This window comes from Amycolatopsis tolypomycina, assembly GCF_900105945.1.
Classification (GTDB): Bacteria; Actinomycetota; Actinomycetes; order Mycobacteriales; family Pseudonocardiaceae; genus Amycolatopsis; species Amycolatopsis tolypomycina.
Window position 1 is genome coordinate 2,783,786 of sequence record NZ_FNSO01000004.1, and the last position, 11,256, is coordinate 2,795,041.

An 11,256-nucleotide genomic window follows, 5' to 3' on the forward strand; every position below is an offset into this window, starting at 1 on the left:
CCGATGCGGGTCGGGATCGTGTGCCCCTACTCGTTCGACGTGCCCGGCGGGGTCCAGGGGCACGTCATCGACCTGACGAAGGCGCTGCTCGCGCGCGGGCACCAGGTGTCCGTGCTGGCGCCCGCGGACGAGGACGCGGAGCTGCCCGAGTTCGTGCACCCGGCGGGCAAGGCGCTCGGCATCCCGTACAACGGCTCGGTCGCGCGGCTGCAGTTCGGCCCGGTGTCCTACGCGCGGGTGCGGCGCTGGATCCGCGAAGGCGACTTCGACGTCCTGCACCTGCACGAACCGGCGGCGCCCAGCCTGTCGCTGCTGGCGCTGCTCATCGCGGACGGCCCGATCGTGGCGACGTTCCACACCGCGACCACGCGCTCGCGGACGCTGTCGGCGTTCCAGCCGGTGCTGCGGCCGCTGCTGGAGAAGATCACCGCGCGGATCGCGGTGTCGGCGCTGGCCCGCCGCGTCCAGGTCGAGCACGCGGGTGGTGACGCCGTGGAAATCCCGAACGGCGTCGACGTCGAGTTCTTCTCCTCGGCGCCGCCGCTGCCCGGCTACCCGCGGGCCGGGGGCACGGTCGGGTTCGTCGGCCGGTTCGGCGAGCCGCGCAAGGGCATGGGCGTGCTGCTGGAAGCGCTGCGGATGATCCTCCCGGAGTTCGAGGACCTGCGGCTCGTCGTGGTCGGCCGCGGCGACGAAGACCAGCTTCGCCGCGACGCCGGGCCGGAGCTGGCTCCGCACCTGGAGCTGCTCGGCCAGGTCGACGACGAGGTGAAGGCCCAGGCGCTGCGCAGCGTCGACGTCTACTGCGCGCCCAACACCGGCGGCGAGAGCTTCGGGATGATCCTCACCGAGGCGATGGCGGCCGGCACCCCGGTGCTGGCCAGCGGGCTCGACTCGTTCCGGCGGGTGCTCGACGACGGCCGCGCCGGCCTGCTCGTCGAGACCGGCGACCCGGCCGCGCTCGCGGACGGGCTGCGCGAGCTGCTCGGCGACCCGGCACAGCGGGCATCGCTGGCCGCGGCGGCGGGGGAGCGCGTCACGATGTACGACTGGTCGGTGGTGGCCACGCAGGTGCTGCGCGTCTACGAGACGGCCGTGGCGGCGGACCCGCGGCGGGTCGCGGCGCCGGAGCGGGAGCTCGCCCGGTGAGCGTGCTCTCCTGGCTGCTCCCGGTGCTGGCGGCGGTCGTCGTGCTGGGCGGGCTCTTCCTGGTGGCGACGGCGAACCGGCTCGACCGGCTGCACGTCCGCACGGACGCCGGCTGGGCCGCGCTGGACGCGGCGCTGGCCCGGCGGGCGGTCGTCGCGCGGGCGGTCGCCTCGGTGCTGGGCGACCCGGCCCTGCGGACGTCGGCGGAGCGTGCCGAGGCGGCGCCCCGGGCCGAGCGCGAAGCCGCGGAGAACGAACTGACACTGGAGCTGGGCCGCGTCGACCGGGCGTGCCTGCCGGCCGAACTGGCCGAGGAGCTGACCGACGCCGAGCACCGGGTGGTGATCGCCCGCCGCGTCCACAACGACGCCGTCCGCGACACGCTGCGGCTGCGGCGGCGGCGGAAGGTGCGGTACTTCCGCCTGGCGGGGACCGCGCCGTTGCCGGAGTACTTCGAATTCGCGGAGCCGGAGGTCTGACATGTGGTGGGTGGTCGTCGAGGAACAGCGCGGCGGCGGGGACGCGCGCGCCTGGAACGTCACGAAGACGAAGCCTGCGGGCGGCGATCGCGAGCACGCCGACGCGGTGGCGCGGAGCCTGGCGTTCTCGCATGAGCCGATACACCCGTCGAAGGTGACGGAGCGGAAGGTTCTGCAGGTCGCCGACGGGTATCTGGTGATCGCGTCCGGCCCTACGGCTAAGTTCCACTTCCGTGTGACACTTGGCCATAGGGTGGTGGAACCGTGACCTGGTGGGTGGTCGTCGAGGAGCAGCGCGGGTCGGAGCGGAACTGGGCGCTGTCGGAGCGGGTGCGGTTCGCCGACCGGGAGACCGCCGAGGCCGAGGCGCTGCGGCTCGCGCGTGAGCACGAACCGGCCCACCCGTGGTCGGTGAAGACGCGGACGGTCCTGCGCGGCCCGGGCGGCTACCTGGTGATCGTCGAGGGCCGGACGGCGACGTTCCACTTCCGGGTGAGCGTGCTCGAAGAGGTCTGAAGCTGCCAAACTGAGGGCATGAGCGAAACCTGCGACGTCGCCCACGGCACGGCTCCCGCCGACCCGGGCGTGCGGACCCTGGTGGCCGTCTTCGCGTCGCCGGTGTCCCGGTTCCTGCTGAAGTTCGCGAAGGACCTCGGCTACCACGTCGCGCTGTTCGAGCCCGATCCCGCGCGCGTCACCGACGTCCCCGAGGGCATCGACGCGGACACCGCGTTGCCGCGGCTCGACGCGTCGGCGGACGTCGTCGTCACCGACCACCACCGGCCCGAGCTGGGCGCGGTGCTGAAGGCCGCGATCGAAGGCAAGCCGCGGTGGGTGGGGGTGCTCGGCAACCCGCGTCATCCCGGCCCGCACGTGGCCGCCCTGCAGGGGCTGGGCGTGCCGGAGTCCGACATCGCCCGGGTGCACCGCCCGGTCGGGCTCAACATCGGTTCCCGCACCCCGCCGGAGATCGCCCTGGCCACCCTCGCGGGCCTCATCGCCGACCGCAACGACCGCCCCGGCGGCTTCGACTTCACGTAACTCGCGTGCGGGAAAACGGAACTCGCGTGATCGAAGCCGTAACTCGCGTGATTGAAGTCGGTACGGCTCCAATCACGCGAGTTACGGCTCTGATCACGCGAGATCCGGCTAGTGGACTGCCATTCCTTCCGGCATCGGCTCGAACCTCGCGTGGCGGCGGGTGAACGTCGCCGTGCCCGAGGTCATCGAACGCAGGTCGATCAGGTACCGCACCAGCTCCGTGGCCGGGACCTCGGCGCGGATCACGGTCCGGCCGCCGTCGCCCGCCTCGGTGCCCAGCACCCGGCCGCGGCGGGACGACAGGTCGCCCAGGACCGTGCCGAGGTGCTCGTCCGGGAGGCGGATCGCCACCTCCTCCAAGGGCTCGAGCATCGTGATGTGGCCGTTCGCCGCGGCCTCCCGCAGCGCCAGCGCACCCGCCGTCTGGAACGCCGCGTCCGACGAATCCACGCTGTGCGCCTTGCCGTCCACCAGGGTCACCTTGACGTCGACCACCGGGTGGCCGTCGGCGAGGCCGCGCGCCAGCTGGGCCCGCACGCCCTTCTCCACGCTCGGGATGAACTGGTGCGGCACCGCGCCGCCGACGACCTTGTCCACGAACTGGAAGCCGCCGCCGCGCGGCAGCGGCTCGACCTCGATGTCGCAGACGGCGAACTGGCCGTGCCCGCCGGACTGCTTCACGTGCCGCCCGTGGCCCTTGGCCGGCTTGCTGAACGTCGAACGCAGGCTGATCTTCACCGGTTCGGTGTCGACGTCGGCGCCGCCTGCGCGCAGCCGCGAGAGCACGACGTCGGCGTGGGCCTCGCCCATGCACCACAGCACCAGCTGGCCGGTCTCGGCGTTGCGGTCCAGCCGCAGCGTCGGGTCGCCCGCGACGAGACGGGACAGGTTGCGGGCGAGGGTGTCCTCGTCGCTGCGGGTCTTCGCGACCACCGCCACCGGCAGCAGCGGTTCCGGCATCGCCCACGGCTCCATGAGCAGCGGGTCGTCGGGGGAGGAGACGGTGTCGCCGGTCTCCGCCGAGCCGACCTTCGTCAGCGCGCAGAGGTCGCCCGCGACGCAGTAGGGCACCTCCCGCAGTGCCGAGCCGAGCGGCGAATACAGGTGGGCGACGCGCTCGTCGGCGTCGTGGTCCTCGTGGCCGCGCTCGGCGAGGCCGTGGCCCGACACGTGCACCGGCCGCTCCGGCCGCAGCGTCCCGGAGAACACCCGGACGAGGGACACCCGGCCGACGTAGGAGTCCACCGCCGTCCGGACGACCTCCGCGGCGAGGGGGCCCGCGGGGTCGGCGGTGATCGCGGCGTGCTCGCCGCCGTCCGGCGTGGTGACGTCGGGGGGCCGGTGCTCCAGCGGGGAGGGGAACGCGCGGACGATGCCGTCGAGCACCTCGGCCAGCCCGATCCCGCTGGTCGAGCACACCGGGATGACCGGGTGGAAGGAGCCGCGCGCGACCGCGGTCTCCAGGTCGGCGATGAGGGTCGCCTCGGCGATCTCCTCGCCGGCGAGGTAGCGGTCCATCAGGGACTCGTCCTCGCTCTCGGCGATGATCCCTTCGATCAGCTCGTTGCGCGCCTCGGCCATCCGTTCCAGGTCGGCCGCGGCGGGCTCGCCGACTGTCGGCGGGTGCCCGCCGGAGTAGTCGAAGTACCGCTGGGTGATGAGCCCGACCAGGCCGTCGCCCGCGGGGAGGTACAGCGGCAGCACGCCGGCGCCGAACGCGGCCTGGCAGGCGGCGATCTCGGCCATCGCGTCGGCCCGGTGGTGGTCGAGCCGGGAGACGACGACCGCGCGCGGCATCCCGACCGCGGCGCACTCCTCCCACACCGCGACCGTCGAGGCGTCGACGCCTTCGGCCGCGGAGACGACGAACAGCGCCGCGTCGGCCGCCCGCAGCCCGGCCCGCAGCTCCCCGACGAAGTCGGCGTACCCGGGCGTGTCGATCAGGTTGATCTTGTGGCCCTGGTGCAGCACCGGGGCCACCGAGAGGCCGACCGAGCGCTGCTGGCGGACCGCCGCCGGGTCGTGGTCGCACACCGTCGTGCCGTCGACCACCGAGCCCGCCCGCGGCACCGTGCCGGAGACGGCGAGCAGGGCTTCGGCGAGCGTGGTCTTCCCGGACCCGGCCGGTCCGACGAGCACGACGTTGCGGACCTTGGCGGGGTCGTCCACAGCGACGGCGGCCCCGGTGTCGGCGTGCTTGGCTTGTTTGTCTGCCATGACGACTCCTCGGCGAACGGCTGGTGTACGGGATGTGTCCTCGATCACACACCCGCTACCCTGGTCACGGCAAGGCAAGGCCCCCGGGACCAGCCGAATGCCCGGGGGAAGTGCGGTGCGAGGGGGCAGTGGCATGGACAGGCGGGCTTTCCTGCGGATTTCCGGGGCGGTGCCGGTGGCGGGCCTGGCGGGGTGGCCCCCGCCGGACGACTGGGAGCGGCTGCGGAAGCGGCTCTCGGGGCCGCTGTTCCGGCCGGGCGACCCCGGCTACCCGGAGGCCAAGCAGGGGTTCTTCACGATGTACGACGACCGGATGCCGGCCGCGGTCGTCGGCGCGGCGCGCGTCGAGGACGTGCAGGCCGCGGTCGGGTTCGCCGCTCGGCACGGGCTGCCGGTCGCCGCGCGCAGCGGCGGGCACAGCTATCCCGGCTATTCCACTGTGGACGGCGGGATCGTCGTGGACCTGAGCCGGTTTTCGGGTATCGACGTGCGCCCGGACGGCCGCGCGGCGATCGGTGCGGGCGCCCGGCTGGGGCCGATCGCGGCCACGCTGGCCGCCGCCGGCCGGGTGCTGCCCGCGGGTTCCTGCGACACCGTCGGCATCGCCGGCCTCGCGCTCGGCGGCGGCGTCGGCCTGGTCGACCGGAAGCACGGGCTGACGTGCGACCACCTGGAAGCGGCGCGGATCGTCACCGCGGACGGCCACGTGCGCACGGTGTCGCGGACAGCCGAGCCGGACCTGTTCTGGGCGCTGCGCGGCGGGGGCGGCGGCAACTTCGGGATCGTCACCGGCTTCACCTTCCGGACTGTGCCGGTCGCCGACGTCGTCACGTTCAAGCTCGACTTCGGACCCGGCACCCAGGCCGCGCTGCTGGCCGGGTGGCAGGAGTGGCTGCCGGGGATGCCGGACGAGCTGTGGTCGGGGGTGTACCTCGACGCCGGGGCCGCCGAGACCAGCGGGACGTTCCTCGGCACCGAAGCCCGGCTGAAGCCGCTGCTCGACGACCTCGTCCGCCGCGTGGGCACCCCGCCGACGGGCCGGGAGACGCGGCTGACCGACCACCTGAGCGCGATGCGGTCGTTCGACGACCGCGAGGCCCGGCCCGGCGTCGTCGCCGACCGGGCGGCGTACGTCGGCACCTCGCGCATGCTGCTGCGGCCCGTCACCGACCCGGCCGCGGTCGTCGAGGTGCTGACCCGCGCCCCGAAGGTCGGCACGCTCATCGACTCCGCCGGCGGCGCGATCGCCCGTGTCGGTGCCCGCGAGACGGCCTTCCCGCACCGGTCCGCGCTGGCCAGCTTCCAGTTCCTGCACGGCGCCACCACCGGCGACGGCGGTGAAGCCGAGGCGCGGCGGGCGCTGGGCGCGGTGCGCGACGGGCTCGGGCCCGAATTCGGCACCACCGGGTACGTCAACTACCTCGACCCGGACATGCCGGACTGGGCGCGGGCGTACTACGGGGTGAATCTGCCGCGGCTGCGCGCGATCGCCCGGAAGTATGACCCGCACGGGCTTTTCGCCTTCCCGCAAGGGCTTTCCGGGCCCCGCTCGACTGTCCAAAGGGGAGAGTCCTAGACTGCGCCGGATCCGGCGGCAGGAGGCAACGGTGCTCGACCTGGCATTCTCCACAGAGGACCTGGCGCACACCCGGTTCGCGTTCTCCCCGGCCTGGGAGATCGTCGCGAGCGTCCGCGTCCTGAACTCGCCGGGCCAGCACGCCCTGCACCTGCCGTGGATCAAGCGCGCCACCGCGGCGCTCGACGGCGCCGGCCTCGACATCGGGCTGCTGCGCGACCTCGTCCCGCTGCGGCACCTGCCCGGGTTCCTGGCCGGTACGCCGTCGACGCCGCTGCCCGACCTGGCCGACGAGCTCGCCGACCTGCGCGACGTGCCCGCCCGCCTGGTCCGCCGCGAACTGGACGCGATGGCCGGGCCGCGCTCGCCCGCGCTGGCCCGCCTCCACCGCGACCCCGAGGCGGGCCTCGAGCGGCTCGCGACGCTGATGGAGCGGTACTGGCAGCTCGTGCTGGCCCCGGACTGGCCCCGGATCCGCGCGCTGCTCGAGGCCGACGTGCTGTACCGGTCCCGGCTGCTGGCCCAGGGCGGGGCCGCCGAGCTGTTCAACGACCTCACGCCGCTGGTCCGCTGGCAGGGCGGCACGCTCACGGTGGCGCACCGGCACCTGCACGCCGCCGTCCCGCTCGACGGACGCGGTCTCGTGCTCGTGCCCTCGGCGTTCGTCTGGCCGCGCGTCTTCTCCAAGACCGACGCGCGCTGGCAGCCGGTGCTGCGCTACCCGCCGCGGGGGATCGCCACGCTGTGGGAGACCGGCACGGCCACCGCGCCCGGCGCGCTGGCCGCCGTGGTGGGCCGCGGCCGCGCGATGCTGCTGGCCGAGCTGGCCGCGCCGGCGTCCACCGCGGAACTGGCCCGGCGCAGCGGGCTGAGCGCCGGCGCGGTGTCGCAGCACCTCGGTGTCCTGAAGGCCGCGGGCCTGGTCAGCGGCCACCGTGCTGGACGTCACGTGCTCTACGCCCGCACCGCGCTCGCGGAATCCCTGGTCGCGGGCACCGGCGAAGTGGACTGCTGAGATACCCGCGTACTGGCCTGCTTGAAGGGTCCACCGCGGACCTACCCTCGGACTCGTCCACCCCCGAACGTGTCGAAAGGCCTCGTCGTGTCCGAGCAACAGCCCACCCCCACCAGCGGCACCGTCCAGTCCGTCACCGGCACCGCGAAGGTGAAGCGCGGCATGGCCGAGATGCTCAAGGGCGGCGTCATCATGGACGTGGTCACCGCCGAGCAGGCCAAGATCGCCGAAGACGCCGGCGCGGTCGCGGTGATGGCGCTCGAGCGCGTGCCGGCCGACATCCGCGCCCAGGGCGGCGTCGCCCGGATGAGCGACCCCGACCTGATCGACGGCATCATCGAGGCCGTCTCGATCCCGGTGATGGCCAAGGCCCGCATCGGCCACTTCGTCGAGGCGCAGGTCCTGCAGTCCCTCGGCGTGGACTACGTCGACGAGTCCGAGGTCCTCACCCCGGCCGACTACGCCAACCACATCGACAAGTGGGCCTTCACGGTGCCCTTCGTGTGCGGCGCGACCAACCTCGGCGAGGCCCTCCGCCGGATCACCGAGGGCGCGGCGATGATCCGCTCCAAGGGCGAGGCCGGCACCGGCGACGTCTCCAACGCCACCACCCACATGCGCAAGATCCGCCAGGAGATCCGCCGGCTGCAGAACCTGCCCGAGGACGAGCTGTTCGTCGCGGCGAAGGAGCTGCAGGCGCCGTACGAACTGGTTCGCGAAGTGGCCGAGGCCGGGAAGCTGCCGGTCGTGCTGTTCACCGCCGGCGGCATCGCGACCCCGGCCGACGCGGCGATGATGATGCAGCTCGGCGCCGAGGGCGTGTTCGTCGGCTCGGGCATCTTCAAGTCCGGCAACCCGGCCCAGCGCGCCGAGGCGATCGTCAAGGCGACGACGTTCTACGACGACCCGGACGTGCTGGCCAAGGTGTCCCGCGGCCTGGGCGAGGCGATGGTCGGCATCAACGTCGAGGAGCTGCCGGAGCCCCACCGCCTCGCCGAGCGCGGCTGGTAACGCCACCCCGAACGATCGAGAGGCCCGTGAACGGTGTGTTCACGGGCCTCTCGCATGTCGTCAGCGGCCCAGCGGCGCGGTGAACTGCCGGCTCGACGACACCTGCAGCGTGCAGACGGCGTTGAACTTCCCGGCCAGCCAGGCCTTCGAGTCCGGGTAGAACACCCCGAGTTCGGCCTCGACCGGCGGCGTGTGGCCGGGCCCGAACTTCGCGGTGCGACGCAACTCGCAGCCGGTCTTCGCCTGGTCCTCGAGGTAGTCCTCGCCGGGGTACTCGCCCTTGAGATAGCCCTTCAGCGGCACGGTGTCGAACGCCTCGCCGTCGTGCGGCTTCGCGCAGTCGGCCTTCGTCGCGTCCAGGCCGTAGCCTTCCGGCGTGTTGTAGCACTCGCCGACCTTGAGTCCCACGATCGTGGGAGTCGTGCCGATCGTTTCGGCCTTGCCGGCGATGTAGATGACGCCGATGGTCAGGCCGCCCGCCCACAGCAGGCTCAGCACGATGCCGGCGATGGCCATGCCGCGCCCGGCCTGGCCGGTCCGGCCGATCTGGACCAGCGCGACGATCCCCAGGATCAGGCCGAGGACCAGGGAGAGCCCGCAGACGCCGAGGAAGCCGAGGATCAGCGACGCGATCGCGAACCCGTTCCGGCCCGTCGGGACCGGCGGAGCCTGCACCCCGGGCATCCACTGCGGCGGGTTCGGCGGGTACTGCTCGGTCATGGTTCCCCCTGAGTGATCGACATCGAGCGGTGGACAGTATGGACAAATCCGGGGGAAAGTGTCACATCGGGTTAGCCCATCCGGCAGAATGGGCCCCCGACACGGGCGGGCGAGGACCGGAGGCGCTGTGCAGGGGCGGGACGTTGTCGTGGCCGGGCGGACGACGGAGATGTGGGAGCGGCTCTTCCAGCCGGCCGAGCGGTGGGGCTGGGAGTTCGTCAAGCCCGTGCCCGCGGCGGTCAGCCCGGAGGCGGGCACCCCGCCGATCGCGGAACAGGTGTACGCGCCGCAGGACTACCAGCTGCGGGAGAAGCGCAGCAAGCGAGCGTGGATCGGGCTGCTCGGCTACGTCGTGCTGGCCTTCGTGGTGGCGCTGATGGCCGCCGGGATGGTGCAGGCGGTGGCCAAGCAGGTGCCCGCCGCCATCGAGGTGACGGGCTGGGTCGTGCTGGGCACCGGCGTCCTGCTGGCGGTCTGGAACCTCCTCCGCACCCGGCGCCGGTTCAGCGTGATGAAGCGTGACTACACCACCCGCTACAACGGCGCTGTCGAACGCTACAACCAGGCGTACACGTCGTGGCAGCAGCGCGTCGCCGAGCACGACCGGCGCGAGGCGCGGCGGGTGGCGGAGGCGATGCGCTGGTACCCGGTCCAGCTGACCTCGCGCCCGGCCCGGATCGACGTCTTCGGCGGCACCGAGGACGGCTGGGCGAGCCTGCTCATGACCGTCGGGTCGACGCAGCTCGCCGCCGGCTCGTCGGTGTTCCTGCTCGACTTCACCGACCTCGCGGTGGGGGACAACCTCGCGGTCGCGGCGGCGGCCAAGGGCTACCCCGTGGCCGTCCAGGAGCTGCCCCGCGACCTCGCCGAACTCGGCATCATCGCCGACCTCGACGCGACGGAGCTGGCCGAGGTGATCGCCGAGACCATGCACACGATGAACCGCACCCAGTTCGGCGCGGACCTGCGCGGCCTGCACATCGACCTGCTCACCGCCGTCGGCGAGCGGCTGAGCGGACCGCCCACCTTCGCCAAGCTCGTCGCCGGGCTGCAGGTGTTCCGCCGGGTCTACGACGCGGGCTCGGACGACACCCTCTCGCCGGACGAGGTGCGCAAGCTCAACTCCTATGTGGACACCGTCGGCAGCACCGAGCAGACCCGCAACGAGCTCCAGGCGCTCGAAGGCGAGCTGCGCGGGCTGGCCAGGGCGGAACGCGCGTCGGAGACGCAGACGACGGCGGGGTTCCGCGCGTTGTGGCCGGTGCGCGGCTACTCCGTCGTCGCGACCAGGTCCAAGACCGGGCGGCACCGCCGGCTCGTCGAGCACATCGTCTTCCACCGCACGCTGCAGGAGCTGCACACCCGCGAGTCGACCGGCCGCGAGACGCTGATCGTCGCGGGTGCCGACCAGATCGGGCTCGAATCGCTCGAGGCCATGGCGCGCCAGGCGCGCCGCGCGGGCGTCCGGCTGATCTTCCTCGTCCAGCACCTGCGCGACGACATGCAGAAGCTGCTCGGCGCCGCGGGCACCGTCACGCTGCTGATGCAGCTCGGCAACGGCGACGAGGCGGCGAACGCCGCGGAGTTCATCGGCCGCGGGCACAAGTTCGAGCTGTCGCAGCTGACTCTCCAGGTCGGGCGGACGCTGACCCACGGCACGTCGTCGACCGAGGGGGTGTCCGTGGGCGTGCAACGCTCCCGCGGCTACACCTACGGCGGGTCGTCCGGGGGTTCGACCGGGCCGAGCGGCTCGAGTTCGAACTCGAGCAGCTCGTGGAGCACCACCAACACCACCACCCACAGCCGGGAACGGAACTGGTCGGAGACGGTCTCGCAGTCCGAAGCCGACTCCGAGAACCGGGGCATGACCGCGGCCCGCGTCTACGAGTTCGAGGTCGAGCCGACCGCCCTGCAGGGGCTCGCGCCGACGGCGTTCGTGATGGTCGAAAACGGTGCGTCGGGCCGTCGGGTGCTGACCGGCGACTGCAATCCGGGCACCGTGCTGCTCGACCGGGTCGCCGATCGCCCCCGCATCGGCTGAGGCCCGC

At 73.1% G+C, this 11,256-nt stretch carries 11 protein-coding genes; 9 read left to right on the forward strand and 2 right to left on the reverse strand.

The features are described from left to right. Positions 1-3 precede the first annotated feature (3 nt). The 5 genes from BLW76_RS22820 to BLW76_RS22840 are packed head-to-tail and all read left to right on the forward strand — an operon-like array spanning position 4 to position 2,669. The gene (locus BLW76_RS22820) at positions 4-1,149 is read left to right on the forward strand and encodes a glycosyltransferase family 4 protein (protein WP_091319725.1); all 1,146 of its coding nucleotides are present in this window, start codon (positions 4-6) and stop codon (positions 1,147-1,149) included. Beyond that, entirely contained in the window at positions 1,146-1,628 is a 483-nt protein-coding gene (locus BLW76_RS22825; RefSeq protein ID WP_091310715.1) for an NUDIX hydrolase, read from the forward strand. The genes BLW76_RS22820 and BLW76_RS22825 overlap by 4 nt, the downstream gene beginning before the upstream one ends. A gap of 1 nt (position 1,629) precedes the next feature. Then, positions 1,630-1,896 (forward strand): hypothetical protein, encoded by a 267-nt coding sequence (locus tag BLW76_RS22830; protein ID WP_091310717.1) that lies wholly within the window; start codon positions 1,630-1,632, stop codon positions 1,894-1,896. Further along, positions 1,893-2,144, forward strand: a complete 252-nt coding sequence (locus tag BLW76_RS22835) for a hypothetical protein (protein ID WP_091310720.1) — start codon at positions 1,893-1,895, stop codon at positions 2,142-2,144. The genes BLW76_RS22830 and BLW76_RS22835 overlap by 4 nt, the downstream gene beginning before the upstream one ends. An 18-nt stretch (positions 2,145-2,162) precedes the next feature. Continuing rightward, positions 2,163-2,669 (forward strand): XdhC family protein, encoded by a 507-nt coding sequence (locus BLW76_RS22840; protein WP_091310722.1) that lies wholly within the window; start codon positions 2,163-2,165, stop codon positions 2,667-2,669. Between the two features lie 108 nt (positions 2,670-2,777). Here the strand turns inward: BLW76_RS22840 and BLW76_RS22845 are convergent, their stop codons facing one another. Further along, complete coding sequence (locus tag BLW76_RS22845; protein WP_091310724.1) at positions 2,778-4,886, reverse strand: elongation factor G-like protein EF-G2; 2,109 nt, start codon at positions 4,884-4,886, stop codon at positions 2,778-2,780. Positions 4,887-5,019: 133 nt separating this feature from the next. On the opposite strand from BLW76_RS22845, the gene BLW76_RS22850 reads away from it, so the two are divergent. The 3 genes from BLW76_RS22850 to pdxS all read left to right on the forward strand — a co-directional run bounded on the left by BLW76_RS22850 (position 5,020) and on the right by pdxS (position 8,488). Next, the gene (locus BLW76_RS22850) at positions 5,020-6,462 is read left to right on the forward strand and encodes an FAD-binding oxidoreductase (protein WP_091310727.1); all 1,443 of its coding nucleotides are present in this window, start codon (positions 5,020-5,022) and stop codon (positions 6,460-6,462) included. A 31-nt stretch (positions 6,463-6,493) separates the two neighbouring features. Further along, complete coding sequence (locus BLW76_RS22855) at positions 6,494-7,477, forward strand: ArsR/SmtB family transcription factor (protein WP_091310728.1); 984 nt, start codon at positions 6,494-6,496, stop codon at positions 7,475-7,477. A gap of 87 nt (positions 7,478-7,564) precedes the next feature. Next, positions 7,565-8,488 carry a pyridoxal 5'-phosphate synthase lyase subunit PdxS gene (pdxS, locus tag BLW76_RS22860; protein WP_208613356.1) on the forward strand — a complete coding sequence of 308 codons (924 nt, stop codon included), beginning with the start codon at positions 7,565-7,567 and terminating at the stop codon, positions 8,486-8,488. Between the two features lie 60 nt (positions 8,489-8,548). On the opposite strand, the gene BLW76_RS22865 is transcribed toward pdxS, so the two are convergent. Continuing rightward, positions 8,549-9,208, reverse strand: coding sequence for a DUF4190 domain-containing protein (locus BLW76_RS22865; protein WP_091310734.1), 660 nt, complete (start codon positions 9,206-9,208; stop codon positions 8,549-8,551). Positions 9,209-9,335: 127 nt separating this feature from the next. Between BLW76_RS22865 and BLW76_RS22870 the strand changes: the two genes are divergently transcribed. After that, entirely contained in the window at positions 9,336-11,249 is a 1,914-nt protein-coding gene (locus BLW76_RS22870) for a hypothetical protein (protein ID WP_143060670.1), read from the forward strand. Positions 11,250-11,256: the final 7 nt, after the last annotated feature.

Coding starts and splice junctions, on each gene's coding strand:
- BLW76_RS22820 (WP_091319725.1), top strand. CDS start 4: ATGCGGGTCGGGATCGTGTGCCCCTACTCGTTCGACGTGCCCGGCGGG.
- BLW76_RS22830 (WP_091310717.1), top strand. CDS start 1,630: ATGTGGTGGGTGGTCGTCGAGGAACAGCGCGGCGGCGGGGACGCGCGC.
- BLW76_RS22840 (WP_091310722.1), top strand. CDS start 2,163: ATGAGCGAAACCTGCGACGTCGCCCACGGCACGGCTCCCGCCGACCCG.
- BLW76_RS22845 (WP_091310724.1), bottom strand. CDS start 4,886: ATGGCAGACAAACAAGCCAAGCACGCCGACACCGGGGCCGCCGTCGCT.
- BLW76_RS22850 (WP_091310727.1), top strand. CDS start 5,020: ATGGACAGGCGGGCTTTCCTGCGGATTTCCGGGGCGGTGCCGGTGGCG.
- BLW76_RS22865 (WP_091310734.1), bottom strand. CDS start 9,208: ATGACCGAGCAGTACCCGCCGAACCCGCCGCAGTGGATGCCCGGGGTG.